Annotated in this window: 17 protein-coding genes; 13 read left to right on the top strand and 4 right to left on the bottom strand. The window is 59.6% G+C overall.

What is annotated here, in order from left to right; all coding sequences use genetic code 11:
- Positions 1 to 388: 388 nt before the first annotated feature.
- The 7 genes from PLO63_00705 to PLO63_00675 all read left to right on the top strand — a co-directional run bounded on the left by PLO63_00705 (position 389) and on the right by PLO63_00675 (position 16,038).
- Positions 389 to 1,954: a flavocytochrome c gene (locus tag PLO63_00705; protein HOI72637.1), complete on the top strand. Its 1,566-nt coding sequence runs from the start codon at positions 389 to 391 to the stop codon at positions 1,952 to 1,954.
- A gap of 251 nt (positions 1,955 to 2,205) precedes the next feature.
- Positions 2,206 to 5,310, top strand: coding sequence for a PAS domain S-box protein (locus PLO63_00700; protein ID HOI72636.1), 3,105 nt, complete (start codon positions 2,206 to 2,208; stop codon positions 5,308 to 5,310).
- Positions 5,307 to 7,268, top strand: coding sequence for an ATP-binding protein (locus PLO63_00695; GenBank protein HOI72635.1), 1,962 nt, complete (start codon positions 5,307 to 5,309; stop codon positions 7,266 to 7,268). Before PLO63_00700 ends, PLO63_00695 begins: the two co-directional genes overlap by 4 nt.
- A 370-nt stretch (positions 7,269 to 7,638) precedes the next feature.
- Positions 7,639 to 8,508, top strand: a complete 870-nt coding sequence (locus PLO63_00690; GenBank protein ID HOI72634.1) for a hypothetical protein — start codon at positions 7,639 to 7,641, stop codon at positions 8,506 to 8,508.
- A complete protein-coding gene (locus tag PLO63_00685) occupies positions 8,505 to 12,803 on the top strand; it encodes a hypothetical protein (GenBank protein ID HOI72633.1) in 4,299 nt (1,432 codons plus the stop codon). The genes PLO63_00690 and PLO63_00685 overlap by 4 nt, the downstream gene beginning before the upstream one ends.
- A gap of 101 nt (positions 12,804 to 12,904) precedes the next feature.
- Positions 12,905 to 15,097, top strand: a complete 2,193-nt coding sequence (locus PLO63_00680) for a PDZ domain-containing protein (protein ID HOI72632.1) — start codon at positions 12,905 to 12,907, stop codon at positions 15,095 to 15,097.
- 134 nt (positions 15,098 to 15,231) lie between these two features.
- Positions 15,232 to 16,038: an ankyrin repeat domain-containing protein gene (locus tag PLO63_00675; protein ID HOI72631.1), complete on the top strand. Its 807-nt coding sequence runs from the start codon at positions 15,232 to 15,234 to the stop codon at positions 16,036 to 16,038.
- A 187-nt stretch (positions 16,039 to 16,225) separates the two neighbouring features.
- Here PLO63_00675 and PLO63_00670 read toward each other — a convergent pair whose 3' ends face one another.
- From PLO63_00670 to PLO63_00660, 3 genes are all read right to left on the bottom strand, one after another.
- Positions 16,226 to 16,573 carry a DMT family protein gene (locus tag PLO63_00670; GenBank protein ID HOI72630.1) on the bottom strand — a complete coding sequence of 116 codons (348 nt, stop codon included), beginning with the start codon at positions 16,571 to 16,573 and terminating at the stop codon, positions 16,226 to 16,228.
- Positions 16,574 to 16,757: 184 nt separating this feature from the next.
- Positions 16,758 to 17,522, bottom strand: a complete 765-nt coding sequence (locus PLO63_00665; GenBank protein HOI72629.1) for a class I SAM-dependent methyltransferase — start codon at positions 17,520 to 17,522, stop codon at positions 16,758 to 16,760.
- A gap of 1 nt (position 17,523) precedes the next feature.
- Positions 17,524 to 17,694, bottom strand: a complete 171-nt coding sequence (locus PLO63_00660; protein ID HOI72628.1) for a hypothetical protein — start codon at positions 17,692 to 17,694, stop codon at positions 17,524 to 17,526.
- Between the two features lie 448 nt (positions 17,695 to 18,142).
- Here PLO63_00660 and PLO63_00655 point away from each other — a divergent pair, with 448 nt between their 5' ends.
- The 6 genes from PLO63_00655 to PLO63_00630 all read left to right on the top strand — a co-directional run bounded on the left by PLO63_00655 (position 18,143) and on the right by PLO63_00630 (position 23,045).
- Positions 18,143 to 18,958, top strand: coding sequence for a hypothetical protein (locus tag PLO63_00655; protein ID HOI72627.1), 816 nt, complete (start codon positions 18,143 to 18,145; stop codon positions 18,956 to 18,958).
- A complete protein-coding gene (locus PLO63_00650; GenBank protein ID HOI72626.1) occupies positions 18,948 to 19,277 on the top strand; it encodes a nucleotidyl transferase AbiEii/AbiGii toxin family protein in 330 nt (109 codons plus the stop codon). Before PLO63_00655 ends, PLO63_00650 begins: the two co-directional genes overlap by 11 nt.
- Positions 19,274 to 20,092 (top strand): hypothetical protein, encoded by an 819-nt coding sequence (locus PLO63_00645; GenBank protein ID HOI72625.1) that lies wholly within the window; start codon positions 19,274 to 19,276, stop codon positions 20,090 to 20,092. Before PLO63_00650 ends, PLO63_00645 begins: the two co-directional genes overlap by 4 nt.
- Positions 20,070 to 20,972 (top strand): nucleotidyl transferase AbiEii/AbiGii toxin family protein, encoded by a 903-nt coding sequence (locus tag PLO63_00640; protein HOI72624.1) that lies wholly within the window; start codon positions 20,070 to 20,072, stop codon positions 20,970 to 20,972. Before PLO63_00645 ends, PLO63_00640 begins: the two co-directional genes overlap by 23 nt.
- Before the next feature lie 306 nt (positions 20,973 to 21,278).
- The gene (locus tag PLO63_00635) at positions 21,279 to 22,592 is read left to right on the top strand and encodes an ATP-binding protein (GenBank protein ID HOI72623.1); all 1,314 of its coding nucleotides are present in this window, start codon (positions 21,279 to 21,281) and stop codon (positions 22,590 to 22,592) included.
- A 252-nt stretch (positions 22,593 to 22,844) separates the two neighbouring features.
- Positions 22,845 to 23,045, top strand: coding sequence for a hypothetical protein (locus PLO63_00630; protein HOI72622.1), 201 nt, complete (start codon positions 22,845 to 22,847; stop codon positions 23,043 to 23,045).
- 28 nt (positions 23,046 to 23,073) lie between these two features.
- On the opposite strand, the gene PLO63_00625 is transcribed toward PLO63_00630, so the two are convergent.
- Positions 23,074 to 23,490, bottom strand: coding sequence for a RidA family protein (locus PLO63_00625; protein HOI72621.1), 417 nt, complete (start codon positions 23,488 to 23,490; stop codon positions 23,074 to 23,076).
- Positions 23,491 to 23,522 lie beyond the last annotated feature (32 nt).

Here is a 23,522-nt window from a genome sequence, read left to right as displayed (position 1 = left end):
TTTCTTATAAAAAACGACAAAGACAAAGAACGTTCAGCACTCCTTTTGTCAAAAAGCATGCCAGCAGAAGCGACCAGGAGGTTGTGCTTGCCATCTCTTTGATATTGCAGCATTTATGGAAATCATATCCAGAAGAGAAAACCGGAGAGGCCCTCCGTGACGATCGGTGCCGTCCCAAGATTCAATCCGTTTTTTGTCAAAGGATTGACGTATCCGACAAAATAAAAACGCATCCTGTTACGGAAAACCCTATATGCAATTGCAGAAAGTGTATTTCCTATCACGTATTTCCTATCACCTTGACACACAAAACCCCGTCTCCTATACTCGCGTTCCGCGAAGAGGACGAACATGCCTATGTTCGCTACATTCGTTTAAGGGAGGTTCCATGATGAAAAAAGCAATCGAGGAGAAAGCAGAAGGCACAGGATTGAGCAGGCGTTCCATTCTGAAGGGTGCGGTGACCCTGGGCGCAGTGACCATGGGAGGAACCCTGGCCCTGAACATGGCCGTTCCGGGAACGGCGGAAGCCATGGTGAAGAAACTGCCGCAGAAATGGGACGAGACCTGGGATGTCGTGGTGATCGGATCCGGGTTTGCCGGATTTGCCGCGGCGGCGGTTGCGGCCGGCGGCGGGGCAAAAACCGTCATCCTGGAAAAGATGCCCGTCGTCGGCGGAAACTCTGTTATTAACGGCGGGGGCTATGCCGCCTGGGATGAAAAACTGCATCTCCGCCAGAAGAAGAACCTCGGAGAAGACAGCGTCAAGCAGCACGTCGCCGACACCCTGAAAGGCGGCGATTATTTCAATATGCCGGATCTCGTCAAGGTATTGGCCAAGGATTCTCCGGACGCCCTGAACTGGATGATCGATGAAGGCGGCGCCAAACTCAGCGACGTCCTGGTCATCGGAGGCGGACACACGGCCTACCGCGCACATTTCTCGGCCAACAATTCCGGCAAGGACTACGTGGACGCCCTCAAAAAGATCGCCGACAAGAACGGGGCCAAGATGGCGTTGAACTCCAAGGTCACCTGGATCTGGCGCAAGGACGCCGATCCGAAGAGCCCGGTCCTCGGCGTCGAGATCTCCAGGCGCGGCAAGGTCTTGAACATCAGGGCAAAAAAGGCGTTGATCCTTGCTTCGGGAGGATTCAGCCAGGACCTGGAAATGCGGCTCGCCGAATGGCCCAAGCTGGTCAAGGAGTTCAACTGCACCAACCATAAGGGAGCGACCGGCGAAGTGATCCGCTATGCCAAGGCCGTCGGGGCGGACACGCTCCACATGAATTTCATCCAGCTCTTTCCCTTCGCGGAACCGGATACCGGTCTTCTGGACCGGCCCGCCGTATACGGGTTCAGCGGCCCGGGGGTGGGCATGATCTACGTGAGCAAGGCCGGGAAGCGCTTCGTCAACGAACTGGATCGCAGGGACGTATGCGCCTTCGCCCAGATCGGCCTCGGGGCCAACATGAAACCCGCCTACACCATCTTCACCGATGCCCAGTATCCCAAGTTCGGCGGCAAGCCCTCCGAGGTGGAGGCCGGCATGAAGAGAGGACGGTTCATCAAGGGAGACACCCTCGCCGAGCTCGCCAAAAAGATCGGGGCTCCCGCCGATGTCCTGGAGAAGACTGTCAAAGATCACAACCGTTATATCGCGGAAGGGAAAGACGCCGAGTTCAACAAACCCATGAAAAAGACCATGATCGCCATGGACAAGGGACCCTACTACGCCCTGCCGATGTGGCCGGCGGTCCATCACACCATGGGCGGCCTGCGGATCAACGCGAAGGCCCAGGTCCTGGACGGGTTCGGGGCGGTCATTCCCAACCTGTACGCGGCCGGGGAAGTGGCCGGCGGCGTGCACGGATCGAACCGGCTGGGATGCAACGCCACAGCGGATTGCGTCGTCTTCGGACGGATTGCCGGCAGCAACGCCATCAAGGGGTAACCGTCAAAGCCAGGAAGACCCTCTTTTCGCCCGAGGGCTGGAGAGAGGAATTATATTGAAAGGGCCGGCCGCAAGGCCGGCCTTTTTTTATCGAAGAGGGGAGACCGGCGGGGATGTCCCGTGTTTCTTCTGGAAATGAGGGAAACGATGTGGCACCGTTTCTGCATCGGAACCGGAAACGGCTAGGCCTCACGGGCCTCACGGGGGCCGTTCGCGAAGCAGATCAACCGCCGTTGAGCAAGGAGTTCGCCATGCCACAGAAAAAGCAGGCTCCCAAGCCAGCCCGGCAGACAGACCGCAACTACCGGGATTTCTTCCGGAACGCCCCCATCGGAATCTTCACCACCACGCCGGGCGGCCGGTTTCTCGGCGCGAATCCGGCCCTGGCCCGGATGCTTGGCTACAAGACCCCGGAGGAGCTGATGGATTCCGTGGCGGACATCGGGACCCAGGTCTATGCCGACCCGGAAGCCAGGAACAGGGCGACACACCTCCTTGCGGAGCACGGAGAGCTCCTGAATTTCGAGTGTCGCATCGCCCGCAGGGACGGGACGGTCTTCTGGGCATCCCACTGCACCCGGGCCGTGCAGGACGGCAAAGGGCGGATTCTGCATTTCCAGGGATTCCTCGTCGACATCACGGAACGCAAGCGGATGGAGGATGCGCTGCGCGAGAGCGAAAACCGATACAGACACATCACGGAAAACATGACGGACATCGTGACCGAGACGGACGCCGCAGGGAAGATTATATACACCAGCCCTTCCCACCGGACCCTGCTGGGAGACGGTCCGGAGCAAGTCATCGGCAGGTCCTCTTTTGATCGCATCCATCCCGAAGATCGCGAACGGATTGCAAGCAAATACCTGGAAGGCATTCGCACCAAGACAGACCACGAGATGGAGTATCGTTACCGGCACGCAGACGGACACTACATATGGCTCCGCTCGTCGGGCCACTCCTTTTACGATGCCTCGGGAAACCTGACGGGCATCATCATCAATTCGAACGACATCACGGAACGCAAGCGGGCGGAGGAGGAGCTCAAGGAGAGCGAGGAGCGCTATCGAAGCATATTCGAGAACGCCGTCGAGGGCATCTACCAGAGCACGCCCGAAGGCCGCTACATCAGCGTCAACCCGGCCATGGCGCGCCTTTGCGGATACGCCTCGCCGGAGGAGATGGTCGCGACCGTGACGGACATAGAAACGCAGTATTACGTCGATCCCGAAGATCGCCGCCGGTTCATAAGCCTTCTCCAGGAACAGGGGAAAATCGACCATTTCGAATACCGGGTACGCCGCAAGGACGGGAGCACGATCTGGATCTCCGCCAACGCCCGGGTCGTGCGCGACGCAAAGGGCAACACCGTCCATTACGAGGGAAGAGTCCAGGACATCACCGAGCGCAGGCAGATGGAGACGGAGAGCGCCTTCCGGAACGCCCTGCTGTCGGCCCAGCAGGAAGCGTCCATCGACGGCATTCTGGCCGTGGACAGCGAGGGAAAGATCATCCTGCACAACAAGCGCTTTACGGAAATATGGAAGGTTCCCCCCGCCATCGTTGCCACGCAATCCGATGAATTGCTGCTGAAATCGGTCCGGCGGTGGCTTGTCGATCCGGAGACCTTCCTGGAAAAAGTCAATTACCTCTACGACCACCCGCATGAAACCTGCCAGGATGAAATCCTGCTGAGCGACGGGAGGGTCCTCGAACGCTACTCCTCTCCCCTGACGGGGGCCGACAACCAGTACTTCGGCCGGGTCTGGTTTTTCCGCGACATCACCGAGCGCAAGCGGGTGGAGGAGGAGCTCAAGGAGAGCGAAACGCGCTACAGCACCTTCATCAACAGCACGTCGGACTTTGTATTCCTGAAAGACAACCATTTCCAGCACATCGTGGCGAACAAGGCGCTGGCCGACTTTTACGGACGGACGTCCGAGGAAATCATCGGCCTGTCCGATTTCGACCTGATGCCCGAAGAGGCGGCGCAGAACTGCCGCGCCTCCGACCGGGAGGCCGTCACGATGGGCTCCGTCGTCAGCACGGAGGAGGCTGTCGGGGACCGCGTCTTCGAGACAACCAAGTTTCCCGTACCGCTGCAGAGCGGCAAAACCGGGGTCGGCGGCTTCATCCGCGACATCACCGAGCGCAAGCGGGCCGTGGAGGAGCGCCGCGAGCTGGAGGAGCAGCTCCAGAGAGCGGAGAAGATGGAGGCGCTGGGGCTCCTGGCGGGCGGCGTCGCCCACGACCTCAACAACATCCTCGGCGTCATGGTGGGTTATTCGGAGCTGCTGGCGGAAAAACTGCCCGAAGGCAGCTCCACAAAGCGGCATGCGGACAACATCCTTCAGGCCAGCATCCGGGGAGCGGCGATCATCCAGGACCTCCTGACCCTGGCCCGGCGGGGCGTCAACGTTTCGGACGTGGTCGACCTGGGCGGGATCATCTCCGATTACCTCGGAACGCTGGAATTCAGGGAGCTGAGAGACCGCCACCCGCAGGTCGCCTTCGCGGCGGAGCTCGAGAGCTGCCTTCTGAACATCAAGGGATCGCCCGTTCACCTGGGTAAGACCGTCATGAACCTCGTGTCCAACGCCTTCGAGTCCATCGCCGGCAGGGGAGAGGTCACGATCCGGACGAAGAACCGCTACCTGGACCAGCCCATCCGGGGATACGACGACGTCCAGGAAGGGGACTATGTCGTCCTGACGGTCTCCGACACGGGCGGCGGAATCTCCGAGGAGGACCTGGGCAAGATCTTCGAGCCCTTCTACACGAAGAAAGTGATGGGACGAAGCGGAACCGGCCTGGGACTGGCCGTCGTCTGGGGAACCGTCAAGGACCACAGCGGCTACATCGATGTGCAGAGCGCCGAGGGCGAGGGAAGCACCTTCACGCTTTTTTTCCCCGTCACGAGAGAAAAGAGCGCCCGGGACGACATGGACGCCTCCCCCTCATCCTGCCAGGGCAGGGGGGAGTCCATCCTGGTGGTGGACGACGTGAAGGAGCAGCGCGAGTTGGCCATCAGCATGCTGGAAAGGCTCGGGTACCGGGTCGAGGCCGTCGCCGGCGGGGAGGAGGCGGTTGCCCTCCTTCGAGGCCGGAAGGTGGACCTGGTGGTCCTGGACATGATCATGGATCCGGGGATCGACGGCATGGAGACGTACCGCAGAATCCTTGAGATTCATCCCCGGCAGAAGGCGATCCTCGCCAGCGGCTTCTCGGAAACGGACCGGGTCCGGAAAACCCTGGAAATGGGCGCCGGGGCATTCGTCCAGAAGCCCTACATCCTCGAAAAGATCGGCCTGGCGGTCCGGACGGAGCTGGACCGGAAGATCGGGGATACGGCATGACGGCGATGAAAGACCCGAAAGGAAGGCGGCCCATCAGCGAATCACTTCAGGCAAGCATCTTTCACGCGATCCCGATCGGCGTCTTCTTTGCGATCAACCGGGTGCTGGTCCACGTCAATCAAGCGCTGTGTGAGCTTCTCGGATACGCGGAACCGGAGATCCTCGAGCACGGCACGCGGATGTTCTACGATTCCGACGAAGAGTATGAGCGGGTCGGCCGCGAGCTCTATTCACGGCTTGCGGGCAGCGAACGGACGAGTGTCGAGTCGCATCTCGTGAGGAAAGACGGCACCATCCTTTTTGCCATTCTGACCGCTGCGTATCTGAAGGCGGATGATCCCGCAGCCGGGCACATCGTTACCATCCAGGACATCACAAAGCGAAGGCTCGCCGAAGAGGCCCTGCACGAGAGCGAAAACCGAGTCCGCGGCATTCTTGAACAGGCCCCATTTTCCATCCAGGTATTTTCACCCGAAGGCGACATTATCTTCACCAACACGGCCTTTGAAAAGCTATGGGCGGTCACGCAGGAAGACCTGAAGGGCTACAATATCCTTCGTGACCGGCAGATCGAGGCGCTTGGTATCATGCCGGCCGTGCACAGGGCGTTCGACGGAATGCCGTCAACCACCCCGACAATTGAGTATAATGCGGAATCCACGGTCGGCAAAGGCAACCTGCTCGTCGTACAGGGAATCCTCTATCCCGTCCTCGATGTCAACGATGCCATCCTGTATGTCATCATGATTCACCTCGACTTTACCAAGCAGGCCCGGATCGAGAAGGAAAGGAAGAAGCTGGAGGAAAGGCTTCAGCAGGCACAGAAGATGGAAGCGATCGGAACGCTTGCCGGCGGCATTGCCCATGACTTCAACAATATCCTCAGCAGCATCATGGGATATTCTGAATTGTGCCTGCACGAAGTGCGCAGCAATCCGAAGGCATCCAGGCACGCGGAGCAGATTCTCAAGGCCGCGGATCGAGCCAGGGACCTGGTGCAGCAGATCCTGACCTTCAGCCGCAAGGCCGAACCGGAAAAAAACCCTCTTTCGCTTGCCCCGATTATCAAAGAGGTCGTGAAATTCATGCGGGCGTCCCTGCCGACAACCATCGAGATCCGGCAGAAGACGCCAGAAACCCCGCACGTGATCATGGCGGATCCCTCCCAGATGTACCAGGTGCTCATGAACCTGTGTACGAATGCCAGCCATGCCATGAAGGAAAGCGGGGGGATCCTGGAGATCGGATTGAGGCAGGTCGAAATCGAGGCGGGCGCCGCCCTGTTTCGCATCCCGCTGCCTGACGGCCGCTACGTGGAGCTGTCCGTCCGGGATACCGGACAGGGGATCCCCCAACAGAACCTGGGAAAGATCTTCGATCCGTATTTCACCACCAAACAGCAGGGGGAAGGAACGGGGCTGGGCCTTTCGGTTGTCCTCGGGATCGTCAAGGATCACCATGGAGAGATCAGGGTATACAGTGAAGAGGGCAAGGGGTCGCACTTCATGATCTATCTCCCGCTGGTCGACAGGGAGATCGAAGTCGGAGAACACGGGAAAAACACAATCATTCCCCCGGGAAAAGGCGAAACGGTCCTGTTCATCGATGACGAGCAGATGATTGTCGACATGAGCAGTGAAATACTCGAGGATCTGGGTTACCGGGTCCTGACGGAAACCGACCCGGTGAAAGCGATCGACCTGCTCAAGAGCGACATCCGGGGAATTGACATCGTCATCACGGACAAGACGATGCCGCACATGACGGGATTCGAAGTGGTCAAGGCGATCAAGACGATGAGCAGGGAGATTCCCGTCATTCTCTGTTCGGGATTCCTGGAAAAGAGCGACCTGGAAAAAATCACCGAGCTCAACGTCGACAGGGTGATCGTCAAGCCGATCCAGATGAGCGCCCTGGCCAATGCGGTTCGTGAACTGCTCGACGGGACCAAGATGTGAATCGAGGCTCCCCGGACCATCGGCATCTCGAGCACAATGCTTTGCAACGTGACCTGCCTCACAAAGCGGGGGCTTTTTCTGTGTTATAAAAAAGCCGTCCCTGAAATGGTGCACAAGGTTGTAACAACTGCTTTGTTAATGGATTTGTTTTTGCTATAAAGGCCAGGAACCAAAGCAACATCCGCAAAAACCGTATCCCGGCGATCCATACCCTTCACGGCAATCCTTTTTGTCGTCCAAACCCTGAAACCATCGCCCGACCAGGCCAGACAGCACCGGCTGACGGCTGCTGCATGCCTGTTGCGATCGATGGATGATTCCTGACGAAGGCGATGACGATTCGTCGGCATTACAAGTCGGAGGCACCCCTATGATCATGCAGAGAATCACGATATCCGGCCGATGCGAAATACCGTTCCTGCGAGGCGGGAGGATCGAGACGGCGTTTTCTCCGCGAGGGAACAAACCGCTCCTTGTCGTCCTGATCGTCTTTCTTTTGATGACGAGCGGCGTACTGGTTCACGATGCCGCGGGAGACCAGACGCCGCAGGCGACCGGCAGGACAGCGGACCGGGGCGCTCCCGGCGGCGTTGAAATCCATGCCGCCAAGGGCGGCTTTGAAGATTATGCCTCTTATCTATACCGGTGTGCGGCCCGGGACTATGAGAAGTGGCGTCAATCCGGGCTTCCCGTCTATTTCCACAATGCCCTCTTTCATGTCGACTCGGCCATCGCCATCCACGCCGAACGGAGCGAGTACTGGTTCCTCCGGGGGATTCTCTATGCCGCCCTCCATTCCGACGCCCTGTCCATGGCAAAGGCAACGGAGAGCCTGATCCGGACCCTGGAGCTGAACCCCGATCATGGGAGGGCCCGGTTGTTGCTGGCCCGGGTCCTTCAGGAGCAGGGGAAATTCCTGCTCGCCGCGGAGCAGTACCGCCTCTTGATCGAAAAGGAACCTCAGAAGGCGACCGGCCTGGTGGCGGGACCCCTGGCGCTCTGCTACGTGGCGGACGACCGGACAAAGGAAGGGATCAAGGTTTTCAAGAGCCTGTCCCTGCAACACCCCCGTTCCGCGGCAGTCGCCACCTCCCTGGCCGTGCTCTTGAAAAGCGACAACCAGACAGCCCTCGCCAAAAAGGAGCTGCAGCGGGTCATCTCCGGCAAAACAGGCCCGGACGCCGAACGGATCTACGCACGGGATCTGCTGAACGAATGGGATCAGGGAGGAAGACAGTGAAACGGATCGACGGTCTGCTGAAACGGTTTATCCTGGTCGCTCTTTTCCTTGCCGCCGCATCCTCCCCCGCGTTCTGCTGGACCCTGGAACTGATGAAGGCGGCGGAGGCCGTGAGCGCGGGAACCGCGTCGAAGAAGCAGGAGGCGCTGGTCTTCAAGCACAACGCCGAGATCAACCGGATGCGGATCAAGGATTTTTCCATCGTGGAACTGGTCGATGGCCGGAAGGTGCGCCACTCGATGACCGATGAAGTCTATCAGAGATGCCAGAATTTCTACTCCGAAAAGAACCTGGAGATCGCCAGGCAGGCGGCTGCCGAGCAGGGAGCCAGGATGAATCCCCAGCGGCGGGAAAGGAACAGGCCCTTCGATGCCGGCACGGATTCCGACTACATCGTGCAGGCCGGCTCTCCGGAACAGGTCAAAACCATCCAGGATTCCTACAACCGGAGAGTGAACGGATTTCTCGAAGAGAACGGGGTCGACCCGGAAAAGATCGATTACGCCCGAAAGAACGACGTGGATTTCATGGCCGATCCCAGGGGGGTAAACGCGGCGGATTTCGAGAGAATCGCCGGGCTCAACAACGATGCCTACAAGCGTCGGGAGGCGGCGATGTATGAGGCCAGATCCCGCTCCGGAGAAACGCCGGACTTTGACGAGATTGTGGCGTACAAGGACGAGATGGATGATTTCGTTCAGAAAAAGACCCGCGAGATCGAGCCGGTTGCCCGGGAGCTCCAGGCCCACAAAAAGCGGTACCCGGATGAGAGAAAAGAGCCGCTGGATGCCTCGCAGAAACGCCTCGATCTGGAGGCCCGGCTCCAGCAGAAGCAGGCCCAGAAAAGCAAGTACCACGACCGGGCCCAGAGCGCCACCCTGGAGCTGGCCAGGCAGGCCGGCCTGGAGGATGTCATCCGGCCGCAGCAATCCAGCCTTCCGGCGGAGGGCAAGACAAGGGCACCCTCCGAATCCATGTCCCAGAAGCAGCAGCAGATCAAATCGGCCACGGCAGAGGCCGCGTCTTCGCACCTCGTCTATCTCGACACCCTCAACGAAGTGCGCGTCCTGGGGGAGATGGCCGGCAGGCACCCGGAACATGCCGGGGCGTACCGGGACCGGATCCTGAAAAAGACCGAAGGGATGACCCCGAGCCAGAAGGGAGAGATCCTTGCCCGGATGCGGGAGACCGGGGCACCCGACAGGCTGGTGCGGGAAATCACCGCGGAGATGAAGAGATCATCCGATGCCGGCGGCAGGCAGAAACCGGCGGCGGTCGCACCCCCTGCCAGGCTCCAAAAGGTGGGAAGCATGGCGGCCTTCTCGGGAGACCTGCTGAGCATCGCCGATCAACTGAAGAAGGCCGAGCAGGGTCAGCACCTGTTCTTCAATCTTTCGGAGCGGGACAGTGAAGCGGTCAAGAATACCAAGAGGGCGCTGGTGGCCGCCATCGAGCTGGCCCCCATTCCCGTCATCGACGCCCTGGAGCAGGGATGGGCCGTTGATGAGGAGGAAAAGCGATATATCCTGGAGCAGGTACGCAAAGGCAAGACCGTCAATCCCGTGGCGAGTTTCCTGCGGGTGACCGGCAAGGTGACCTGGCGAACCGTTGCCTCCATGACGATCGACCCCCTGGTCCTGGGCAAGGATGCCGCGGTCGAGGGGGCGAAGGCAGGGGGAGCCGTCTGGAAAAACTGGCGGGAGGATGCGACCCGCGAGGCTTCGGGACACCTGCAGAGGCTGAAATTCGAGGAGATCACCGCCCGTGCCGGGGACATCGATCTCGACATCATCTTCGCCCGGCGCGACACCTTCACGGGCAGGCTTCTCTACGGGGAAACGGCCAAAGAAGGCGATCTGCTGACGTTCCAGATTGCCAGAGATGAAAAATGGACCGATCGTTACGAGGCCAAATGGGAAATCTCGGGGCCGAAGAAACGGAAGCTGGCCGAGACCTCGCCCGTGCCGACAAGCTCAGACCGGGCGAACCGCCTCACATACAGATGCGAGCATGTCACACCCGGGGATTACACGGTCACCTTCCGGATGCTCGATGCCAAATCGAAGCTGCAGATGGATTTCCGGACCTATGTCTTCCAGGTGGCCGAATCCGGCCAGGTTGCCCTCGGGCCGATCCGGGCCACCCTGAACGCTTTTGAAGGCCCGGCACTGAAAGAGGCCGCCAAGGTCGGCGATATTCTGGCCTTTCAATCTCAAAAGTCGGGCCAGTGGGACAGGACTCACGAGGTGCAGTGGCTCGTAAACGGGGAGAGCTACAAAACCGCAACGGGCGACGATCCCAAAGCGAACCTGCTGCGCTTCGATACCACCGGCATGGCGCCGGCCGCCTACACCGTTGCCGTGCGCCTCGTGGACACAGCGGGGAAGACCCGGAAGATCATCGCCCACCGGAGCGCCTCTTTTCGCCTGGTCACAAGCGTCCCCGCCATGGCCCCCTTTCAGATCCGCGCCTCTCTCAACGACTACGACGGGCCGCCGCTTCCCGCCTCGGTCCAGAACGGCGACGTCCTCGCCTTCCAGGCCGATTTGAAGCACCCTGCGGGAAAACCGGAACCGGCACAGCTTTTCTGGCAGGTATACGACGGAGCGGGGAAGCCGGTGCCGGGCCTCGGAAAGCAGGAGCAGGTGTATGAATCGGGGGGGATCAGAAACCACCGCTTCAAGATCCGGCTGGATGACCTGGCGGACGGCGAATACTCGGTCGGACTGACCCATGTGTTCAACGCCGCGCCCGGCGTGAAGGTGAACGCCGTCTCCCGATTCAGAATCGCCCAGGCCGTGAGGATCGACAGGGTCCTGGCAACGGACAGCCCTGACGATCAAAAACACAAGGCGCTGTTCCCGCCCGATCGGGAGCCTCTGCTCTATGCCCACTACACGATCGGACAGGGCGTCCACAAGGCAACCCTGACCCTGACGGCAAAAGATGCAAAGGGTCAAACGATTGAATCCGTTTCCCTGGAACGGCCCCGTCCCGGCGAGACACCGCCTTACCGGGCGGGTCTGGCCGTTCCGGCCGGAAAGATACCCGCCGGTGAAGAAATCATCTTCGAGGCATCGATTGTCGCCGAAAACGGCCGGCGGCATTCGGCCCGCACCACCTTCACAAAGGAAGCCTACCGCCTGGCCCTGAATGCCCCGAAAGCCCTGAAGAGCGGTGAAAACAGGCCTTTTTTCATTACCGTGCCCAAGAGCTTCAAGGAGCCGTTCGTTGTGGATGTGCGCGCCTCCGGAAAAGGCCTCAGCGCAGGCCACACACCCGGATCGCTGCATGGAACCGTGGGCGGCATCGCCGCGGAATACGCGGAGACGGGAAACCTGGTCGTGAAAGTCACCGATGCCGGCGGCAACAGCGCGTCGGCGCAGGCCAGAATCCTCATCGAGCCGTCGGGAAAACAGCATGCCGATGCGCAACCTCCGGCGCCGAAACCCACGGTACCCGCTTCTCCGTCCCCGGTGCGCACCCCGTCCCCGATGCATGCCTCTCCTTCGCACTCAGGGATCGAGAGCAGCCCTTCTCCCCAACCGAGGCGGCCGGCACCGGCACCCGGAATCGACTATGCCGCCGTGGGCAGACAGCACTGGGAGTGGGTCGTCAACAACATCATGAACAGGACTATCCATTCCTGTCTCCGAAGCAGCGAGCCCCGGCTCTACGACCAGTTCCGGCGACAGCTCCTCGGCATGAAATCGGTGGATTACGCCGCCCTCGGCAGAATGACCCCCCAGCGTCTTGCCGGCTATTCTTCCGAACAGGAACGGCTGTTCGCACAGAGGGCCCTGTATGACGCCATCATGAGCCACGGCTTGAAAGGGGACTGCCCGACCAGGATGATCGATCACCTGGCCCGCCAGGGGCTGATTTCCCATGCCCAGGCGACGGCGTATCGGGACAGGCAGAAAAAGAACAATGCCTCCCGGTCTTCCGCCGCTCGGGACAGAGGCCGGACCGGGACGGTTTACTGGGTCGTTTTGACGTCCGTGTTCGACAGGCAGACCAGGAAAACAAGGGCCAGCGCCCGGATTGTCACCGGGAACCGGCCGCCGTCCACCGGTTTTTCGGCTCCGAATGCCGCCGCGCCGGGCCACTATTTTTCTGTGACGAAGGCTTACGGGACCCTGGATCAGCGGAAAGCGCAGGAGATAGCGGGCGAGATAAACCGGGGGGGGTACCGCGATGTTTTCCCCAGAACCAGATATAGTGCGTCCGGCCATATCGGGAAAGGGTTGGAGGGCAGGACGCTCGTAAACCGCGACAGCGGTGTCCCTCGCTGAAGACGGGCCATCGAGGTCCACAAGGAGGTATCATGACGTTTTTTTCGAAGTCCCATGGATGTTTCCGGGCAATGGTCTCGGGATTACGGAAGACCGCATTCGTGAGTCCGGGGCGCCCCCGGCGCCTGCCCATCGCGGCCGTGCTGGCGGTTGCCTGTCTCCTGTCGCCCTTCCCTTTCGGGGGAGGAAAGGCCGTCTACGGGGAGACTTCTTTCCTGGACCGGGTTTTCGGGGGGACGGACAAAACAGAGAAGGCCGCCGCTCCCGTGAAATATGAAGATTTCATGTCCGCCCCGGGCATGAAGAAATATACGAGGATCCAACACACCTTCAGCAGGGACGGCCATTGGATGGTGACGAAAATGGCGCGATCCGTCAAACCCGGAACAACCGTTGATGACTTCGAGCTCTGGAGGTTCGACGGAAAAGAGAACGGTTTTGTCAGGCATCCCCTGGACCGCGAGATTCGCGAATCGATGCGGGAGATGACCGTCTCCCCGGACGGCAATTCCATCGCCGTCTGCAACTGCCCATGGGACGGGAAAGGGTTGATAGACACGTCAAAAGCGCGCGTATCCATCGTGCGGACGAGGGATGGAAAAATCATCCGGACGTTTCCCGTCTACATGTCCAGCACGGCCATGCAGATCATGCCGGACAACAAGACGCTGGTGGGGACGACCTATCGCCGCCGGGTCGAGGGAGGCAGGCAGGTCATGGATACGGTAACGGAAGCATACTCCATCACGACGGGGAAAAAGATCCCCCTGCCGGCCATGCATGACAGCTGCCACCGGAAAAAGAGCACCCTGCAGCAGTTGAAACTGTCCGATCGCTATCTGGGGGCGTGGTGCTCGAACGGAACGGCATGGCTCTTCGACGCGAAGAATTTTTCGCTGGTCCGCAACCTGGACAAGGCAGAAGGCCTCTATCTCAATCGCGACGGTTCGCTTGCGGCCGTATGGGGAGGGTTACGCGGACAATTCAAGATTCTCGATACGACCACCTGGAAGGAGATCGAAACACCTCCCGGATTCGCCACGGGGGGCCTAGCCATTGCCTTCGGCCCGGACAACAGCATCCTGAAAGCCTGGAGCAATTGCCTGGAAGAATACGTAATCCTCAAAGGGAAAAAGCTTGTTCACGTTCAGGAAAGACGGTTTGCCGACGAGAAAAAAGCACTCTCTGCGGTCTTCGTTCAACAGGCCGGCGCCTGGTACGCCCTGGTTGACAAAAAAGTGCACACCATGAAGGCGGCCACCCCGGAAATGATTCGGGCCGCTGCAGCATTGGACGAGGGAAGAGAGCTTCTCGCCGCCGGGTTCCATTCGGCGGCCGTCAGGAAAATCCGGGAAGCCATGAACATCTTTCCCCTGCAACAGGATCTGCAATACTCAAAGACCTACATCGATTATTGGAAGCGGGGCCTGCCCCTCAAGGACGTCGGCTCGTTGCTTCTCTTCCATAAAGACATCCTGCTGAAGGCGGAAAAAAGATCCTTGATCGGAACCGGCGTCGACAAAAGCGCGAGAGGAATCGTTGTAACGTCCGTTAATCCCGAAGGGCCGGCAGCAAAATCGGGGCTCCGGAAAGGCGACGTCATCAAGCTCTTCAACGGCAGACCCGCTGCTTCCGTGGAAGACGTCTCCACCCGCAACATCCCTATCGGCAGCGAGGTCACCTGTGTCGTCCAGTGTGAAGGCAGGCAGATCCCGCTTTCAATCCGCACGATCGCCGGATTTGCCGACAACACGAACCTTGCGATCGCCCTCCGGCGCCTGATGGAATACGGAATGCTGGCTGTCCATGCGGGGCATCCTCAACTGGCCATCGAGGCCGCGGACGAGGTCATGAAGCTGAAGCAACAGTACCCGATTTCAATGAAATGGAACATTGCCGACAAGATATCCCCGGCCCTGAAGGCGCTGGTCATGGCCGGCGCGGCGGCGGATGCAAAAACCTATGACTACCTCCTGGAGCAGGGGGGGCTGATGCCCGAGGGAAGCAATTTCGTTTCATTCTTCATCACGGATTACCCCGACCTCTGGGCACCCCTGTATGCGGACCGGAAGAAACTGGCCTACATCCTGAACCTGGATGAGGCCAAGCTTCCGAAATCGCCGAAGAAGAAGGGGGGTTCACCGCAGCCCTATCCCGATCCGGCAGGCAGGCTGTTGACCCCTGTCACCGCGCCGAAAAGGCTGGACACGGAAGCCCCGGCATCGCCCGCTCCGACGGTGAAGCAAGAGCAGGAGACGCCTGCGCCGCCGTCCAAACCCCGGGTCCTCGATTGAATCGGCGGACGAAGATCGGGGCCGAGGCATCCGGGCAAAGGTCAGGTTCTGGATTAGAAGCATCGGGGTTTACGACGGAAAGCAGTGTGATCCCTTCACGAGGGACGGGACCGTCCCATGGAGGCGCCTACAAAGTGAGAGCATTCGGATTGCCGTGGAAAGACCTTGCCCTTGCAGCATGGCTGCTGTTCCTTCTTCTCCCTGCCTGCGCGTGTTTGCCTGAACGCGATCAGCAGTTGATCACCGCAGCCAAAGAAGGCCGTGACCGGCAGGTCGCTGCTCTCCTTGAGCAGGGTGCCGATGCCGATGCCCGAGAAACGAACGGGCAATTGACGAGGATGCGCTATACCGCCCTGATGTGGGCGTCATACAAAGGGCACACGGAAGTGGTTCGCATCCTCATCGCCCGTGGCGCGGACGTGCAGGCCGGGGACAGTGAGAACCGCACCGCCCTGATGATGGCGGTGGCAAGAGGCCATCTCGAAATCGCCGAAATCCTGGTGGCCTCCGGTGCGGACATCCGGACCAAGTCCAGGCGGGCCGATACCCTTTTGATGGCGGCGGCCCGCGAAGGCCGTGAAGCCGCGGTCAAGTGGCTGCTGAAGAAGGGGGTGGCGGTCAATGCCGCCAATGATCTGGGCGAAACAGCCCTGATGGCGGCGGCCCTGCGAGGGCACACCCAAACGGTCAAGGCCCTGCTGGATGCCGGGGCCCTCACGGAAGCCAGGGACAAGGCGGGCAATACGGCCCTGATCCTGGCGAGCACGGGGACCCTCCATAAAGGCGGCGGATCGGTGGAAACGGTGAGGCTGCTGCTGGGTCATGGCGCCGATGTACATGCAAGCAATCATGGCGGCACCACCGCTTTGATCGCCGCGGCACGGCACGGCAACGCGGAGGTTGAGCGGGCGCTTCTTGCGGCAGGCGCAAAGCGGGACTGATCAACGGCCCGTGGTTTATCCCCTTGCGCGGAATTCAGAAATCATCGGCCGATTGCCGCGTTTTGTCCGTCCGGATGTAAAGATGGATTGTATTTCTTCGCGAAGGCAATCCGGGCCGACACCGCAGCGGGGCCAGGCTGAATACACGCCCGGAGGTCGCTCTGCATCGCCGGGAAAGCCCCCGGGCTCACGTGTGGGGCATGCCGCCGCGGAAGATGAAATAGACGGCCCCGACGAGGCAGAGCGCGGCCCACAGGTAGTCCCATTTCAGGGGCTGCTTCATGACAACGAAGGCAAACCCGGCAAAGACGATCATGGTGATGACTTCCTGGATCACCTTGAGCTGGGCGAGATTGTAGTGCTGGAAGCCGATCCGGTTGGCGGGCACCTGGAGCATGTATTCGAACAGGGCCACGCCCCAGCTCAGCAGGATCACCATCAACAGGGGCCAACCGTTCATGAACTTGAGATGACCGTACCAGGCAAACGTCATGAACAGGTTGGACAGAATCAGCAGCAGAACCGTTTCGAGCACCGCGGGAACCCGGTTAACAGCACTCTGCGCCCGCCTTGCTTATACCGGCGGTGTGGGCGTCAGCGTCCGTGAAGCATGCTTGCAACGGGCGGTGCGGAACCTAATCCAGACAACGACGGAATGCAAGGGGTCTTTTTGCGTCAAAACGGAAGCGGCGTTGGATCCTGTCGCCTCCGGGGCTGATTCACCCCGTCCGGCACGCCACAAAGAACTCATAGGCGTAGTAGTCCGAATGCCTCCGGTGCATTTCAGGCTCCTCTGCAAGCTGGTCCAGCACGGCAAGCGCCTCGTCGTCATTCCCGTATTTGCCGCGCAACTCCCCGATCCGAATCTCCATCGGGGTGTAGAAATCATCCCACCAGGCATTGTCCGGGAGGGTGAAGTGGCCGACGATCGAGAAGCCGCTTCTCTCGATTGCAGCCAGGACGTCCGGGACCCACCCCATCGTCGGGTAGTCGTTCTCGAAGCACACCTTGACCTCGGGGGGCGGGTTTTCCTTGCGCCAGACCACGTCGGTGAAGGCCAGGTAGCCGCCGGTGCGCAGCAGTCCGCGGCACACGCGCAGTGCGTTCTCGATGCCGATGTTGTAGAGCGCCCCCTCGGACCAGACGAGATCGAAGCTCGCCTGTGGCAGTGCGGGTTCGGCCATATCGCCGACCACGGGCCGGATCCGTTGGGCGAGGCCCCGCACGGCGACCGTCTCGCGCAGCCGCTCGATGCTCGGGGCATGGCTGTCCAGGGCCACGATGGACCCTGAGGTGAGATCGGCGAGATGGAGTGTCTGCCCGCCGGCGCCGCAGCCCAGGTCGAGGACCGCCGGCGCGGGCGGCAGATCGCGGCAGAGAGCAATGGCCCGTGCGGCGCAGTCGCGGTTGCCCGGCCCCTGCCGGGGGAGAGACTCGAACAGCTCGAAAAAGATCGGCCAGAAGCGCGGCGGGGGTTCGTTCATGTCATGCCCTTTCTTCGGTGACGGGCCGCAGCCCGAGGAACACTTTGCATCCGGTGTCGTTGTGCGAGCTGTGCTCGAAAGGGACCGCGAGAGACTCGAAGCCGGCGGTCGCGATCAACTCCAGCCACACGGTTCCCGGGAACAGGCCCATCCGGTGTCGTTCGTGGATCACCTCGACGGCTCCATTCGCGTCTCATAATCGGATACCAGTCCACAAGGTCGCGGTAGAGCCGCAATGCCTGACTGGAAGCTGTTTCGCGTTTCTGAACCATATGCACAAGCCCCTGATTCCTCAAACAATCAGCACACCGTCCTTTTCATGGCGATCACAGCAACGACGCCGATCCCGATCTTCAGCCACTTGGTCATGGATTTCCCTCCTGTGGTGTCTGGCTCTGTAACACAGACACACCCGAGAACCCATATCGCCTGGCAAGTTGAATGACAGGTTCCATCCAAACCTGGCCGTAGAGCTCTTTTCTGCTGAGCAGGGAAAAAGTATTGCTTGCATATTGTGACCGAACAGGTAAAAGAACTACCCATAGCGAAACCTATTGTCAACGGACAAATCCGCTGCATAGTTGACGTTTCGGTTTGATACGGGGAACATTGTTACCTATATGAGCACGGATCAAAAACGAAAGACCACTGATTTCTTTGCCACCCATCCGGTATTCTCCCTTGATGAGGCTGTCGCGGCCTTGATGCCGGAGGGGAAACGGTTGCGCGTCGTCGAACGGCTCAAGCACCACCTCCGGACCGGCCGCCTGAAGCGCGTCACCCGCGAGATATACGCCGTTGTTCCGCCGACCCTGTCTCCGAAAGATTTCCATCCCGATCCTTTTCTGGTGGCAAGCGCCATGTATCCGGATGCCGTCTTCTCTCACCACAGCGCCCTGGAGTTGCTCGGAGCCGCGCATTCGCTTTGGAATCAGTGCACCCTTTATGTCGCCAAGCGCCGTCGGCCGCTTGTACTGGAAGACGCAACTGTCCGCTTCCTGGATCTCCCCCTTTCGATGAAGGGCGACTCAGGCAAGCAGCTCGGCATTCGGCGGATCGCGCACCTGGGAAAACTGCTGGAAGTCACAGGCCCCGAGCGCACTTTGGTCGAGGGATTCAGCCGGCCGTCGCTGACCGGAGGGCTGGAGGAACTGGTCCATTCTGCCGCCGGGTTCACGACCCTCGATCTTGAACTCCTGGAAGAGGTCCTGCGCCGGTATGACATGGCAAAGCTCTGGGCGGCGACAGGGTGGTTCCTGGAGAAGTTTCAGAAGAGCTTCCATGTGCCTGATGCGCTTCTCGCCCGCATGGAGCAGCACCGCCCGCGTTCCCGGGCCTACGTCGAACGGGGGCAGCGGGGCGGTCTCCTTGTCCGGCGCTGGAACCTGATCCTTCCCAAGGTGCTGTTGTCGTCGGGGGAGCCTGATGAACGTTAGCCTGGAATACCTGAGACGCTGTGCCAGTGAGACCGGGTATCGGATTGAGGTGGATCTGAACTTCCTCTTCCGGATGCCGATCGCCGGGACCGAGGTGCGCGAGCTCTGGCAGCCCGGTGAATTGGACCGCCCTTCCATTCGGGTGGCCGGCCTGGGGGAGATCCTCATCGGCAAGCTTCTGGCCCTGCTCGATCGCGGCGCGGTGCGCGACGCCTGGGATGTGGCTTATCCGCCATCGACAACAAAGGTTGACTTTGCCTCCCCATTTCACTATATTCTCGCAAAATTGCCTCCCAAACAATTACGACACTTATCATGAAGGCACCCAAAACGAAGCTCGGCCCCCTGGAAATGCAGCTTCTCTCTTACGCCCAGATGCGCAGGAAGGATATCCTTGCGCTGGGCGAACTGACGCCGGTCCTGGGCATCACCTCCAAGCAGGAGCGGGAGCTCTTCAGCCGCTTGAGCCGGGCCGGCATGATCATCCGCCTGAACAAAGGCGTCTATCTGGTCCCACCCCACATGCCCGCCGGCGGCCGGTGGTCGGTGAGCGGTTATTACCTTTTGGCCAGACTGATGGAGGTTCTCAAGGGGCGATACCAAATCAGCGGTCCCAGCGCCTTTCAATTCCACGGCTTCGACGACCAGGTCCCAAACCGGATTTTCGTCTACAACGACCGCCTCTTCGGGGAAAGAGAGGTAGGCGGCACCCAATTCGTCTTTATCAAGACTGCGGCCAAGCGCCTGGGATCGACCAGGAACCTCAAGACACCCGAGGGTCCGGATGTGGTAATGGTCACCAAAAGCAGGGCCTTGGTCGATGCGGTTTATGATTGGCCCCGGTTCAACACCCTGCCCCGGGCCTACGGATGGATCAAGGCGGTGCTCAAAAGCGAGCCCGCACTCGCCGACAAGTTGATCGCGGATACCCTCCAATACGGCAACAAGGGCACCCTCAAGCGCATGGGCTACCTGATGGCCCAGTTGGGAGTCGCCGAGGATCAACTCAAGAAGATAAAACGCCGGCTCGGGCCAATCCGTTCATTCATCCCCTGGATACCCGGCCAAGCGGCCAAAGGCACCATCAACAGAGAGTGGGGACTGATCGTCAATGGCGGCATCCCGCAAAGATAGGATTGCGATCCATGAGGACCAGGCGCTCTTCCGGGAGGCGGTGCTGTTCACCGCCGGTCAGACGGGTTTAAATGCCAATCTCATTCAAAAGGACTACTATTGCTCGGTCGTCCTGCAATACATCTACGAGCAATCGGAATCCCCGCTGATCTTTCGGGGAGGTACCTGCATCGGCAAGGTTTATGCCGATTTCTATCGGCTCAGCGAAGATCTCGATTTTCTCATCTCGATACCCCCGGAAGCGGGCGTCACCCTGCGAAAGAAGGGAATGGCGCCGGTCAAGGAGTGGGTAAAGAAGGTTTCGGATGAAATCGGCATCCTGAATCTTCTCGCGGACTTCACCGGACACAACAGCTCCCGGCAGTACGTCGTCTATGTGACCTACCCCTCGATCTTCCTTCGGGAAGAGTCGGCCCGCATCAAGATCGAGGTGGGATTGCGCGAGACCTTCTTGACGCCGCCGGCGCGCCTGAAGGCCAGGACACTTCTCCTGAGCCCCTTCACGCGCAAGCCCCTGATCCCGGACATCGAGGTGATCACCCTCACCCTGCAGGAGGCCATTGCTGAAAAGCTGCGGGCGGCACTGACGCGTCTGGAGCCGGCCATCCGGGACTTCTTCGATATCGATTACCTGGCATCCCAACACAAGGTGGATCTCGAGGATCGTCAACTCTTCCAGCTTCTTGCCGAAAAATTGAAGGTCCCCGGAAATCCGCCCATCGACCTTTCCCCGGCCAGAAAAGAGAGGCTCAAAGCCCAGATCGATACGGAACTCAAACCGGTGCTGCGGCCTGTTGATTTTGAGAAGTTCGACCTCGAGCGGGTCTTTCGATTGGCTATAGAAATCAGGGATAATTTATCTTCGGGACATGAGCCATGAGCTCCGAGTGGCAATCGGCGCCGAAAATTGACCCACCATCGGCATCCAATTTTGACCCACCCCCGACATAGAAGTTTTCCGTTCCGAACCTTCCTGAACAATCGGATCAGGAGGTCCTGTGTTTCAATCTCCAAGAGTCGTTCCCGGTTTCCCGGAGGCAGGGAAGGTGCATCGCTGGGCCGGTTGTTCGGGCTGGGAAGGTCAGATCGTTTCCGGGAATTGTCCTCGACACCTGGAATCAATTCCGGCAATTTATATGACCGGATGGTTCACGAACCGGAAATATCTGTGGCCAGGTGTAACCCTATGATCGAGATGATCAAATCCATCCTCCTGGATTTCCAGGAAAACCGGCTCGATACCGGAGTGCCCCGGCGTTTGCGGATCGAGACGCTACACGGAAAGGCAGCCGTCTGCACCGGGGTATGGCGGAGCGGCAAGTCAACCTACCTGTTCCAGGTTATCCAGCGGCTGCTGGATGGCGGGGTCCCCCGGCAGAACATTCTGTATCTGAACTTTTTTGACGACCGCCTCCACAACCTGCGGCAGGACAACCTCGGCCTGATCGCCGAGGCCTATTACTCCATCTACCCGGAGAAGAAAAACACCGAGACGGTCTACTGCTTTTTCGACGAAATTCAGGCCGCCCCCGGCTGGGAGCCCTTCGTGGACCGTTTGATGCGCACGGAAAAATGCGAGGTGTATCTGACCGGCTCGTCGGCCAGGATGCTGTCGAAGGAGATCGCCACGCAGATGCGCGGGCGGGCCCTCTCGTGGGAGATGTTCCCGTTCTCGTTCCGGGAATTCCTGGACTACAAGGGAATCGAGGGAGAAGGCACTCTGTCGACGAAGAACCGGCTCCTCGTTCAGAAGGCCTTTGAGGAATATTGGGAGACCGGCGGCTTCCCCGAGGTCGCCGGTCTCGGCCGGAACCTGCGGATCAGGACCCACCAGGAATACTTTCACACGATCCTGTTTCGGGATCTGGTCGAGCGCCACGACGTTTCACACCCGAAGGCCGTAACCGACCTGGCCCACTGGCTGGTGGACAACACGGCTTCGCTGTACTCCGTCAACAATCTTACGGGCTATCTCAAGTCGCTGGGCCACAAGGCTCCGAAGTCCGCGGTATCGGATTACCTGGAGTGGTTCGAGGACGCCTATTTTCTGTTCACCGTGCGCATATTCGACCCGTCTCTCGCGCGCAGCAACACCAATCCGAAAAAGGTCTACTGCATCGATCATGCACTGGTCACTTCGGTATCGTCCGGAATTCTGGTCAACTCCGGCCATCTCCTTGAGAATCTCGTATTCACTGCGCTCCGGCGACTTCACCCGGAGATCTATTATTACAAGACCAAGACCGGCCGGGAGGTCGATTTCATTGTCCCGATGCGCGGCCGCCCGCAGATGCTCGTCCAGGTGTGCGAGTGTCTGGCGGTGCCGCAAACGCGGAAACGGGAAATGGCGGCCTTGAGTGAGGCGATGGCCGAACTGGGCTTGAAAGCCGGAACCATCGTGACCCGCAGCGAGGACGAGCGGATCGAGGCCGACGGCGGGACCATCGAAGTGGTCCCTGCATGGCGGTTCCTCCTCGAACTGCCGGAATCTTCGGAATAGCTGCATGAGATTCCTGCTGATCCGTGAAGGGGGCAGATACCTAATGGAGGGGTGTTCGCAAGGACGAAGCGGGTGTCTGGATGCAGCCGGGCTGTTAAACAAGGCGACTCGAAAAACGGAGAACGGGAGAATTCGGAAAGGACATTTTCGGAGAACGCGCGCACCCCCCAGGGTTGCTTGAAGAGTGCCTGGAAGGGCTGTCCAAAAGCATGGAAGCCGAAAATTTTCGAATTGCCTTGGAGTAAACATCTCATGGATACGAAGGATTATGTTCAACCGAATAATCTGTTCGCCCAAGATGCCCAAGGCGATCTGTTCCATTCCCGCTTGAACCAGATTCTCAGCAACGGGCACCCTCTCTTCCAGCTTGCCCGTCAGATCGACTGGTCGTTCTTTGACACCGAGTTCGGGGGGCAGGTCGCGGGTTCAGGCATGGTGGCACGTTCGTGTTGACGGCACCTGGAATTAGTTGTTGGGATGCTTACTTCTGCGGGATCACGGCAATGGCATCAATCTCCACAAGAAAATCAGGGTGTGCCAATGCGGGCACAAAGATAGCGCTAATGACGGGTGGATTCGGACGTTGGCCCCACACTTTTTGAAACGCCTCGAATCCCACGTTGGCCGATTGGCCATGCAGGATATAGACGTTCCACTTTACGATGTGTTGAAGTCCGGCCCCGCCTGCCGCCAGAGCTGTTTCCACATTCCGTAGCGTCTTTTCCGTTTGCGCTCCGAGATCCCCCTTGCCAACGATGTTGCCGGAAGCATCCACCGCATTCTGGCCACCGACATAGATTGTCGTTGCATTGCCGCTGACGACAACAGCCTGAGTATATGCGGGATTCTTGTGCAAACCCGCCGGATTGAGATGTTGCACATTTCCATGTGTCTGCATGTGTTCCTCCTTTGGTATGCAAAGGTTTTGAC

Source organism: Syntrophales bacterium, from assembly GCA_035363115.1.
In the GTDB taxonomy this organism is placed as follows: domain Bacteria; phylum Desulfobacterota; class Syntrophia; order Syntrophales; family PHBD01; genus PHBD01.
This window is presented reverse-complemented; position numbering and strand designations above follow the sequence as displayed.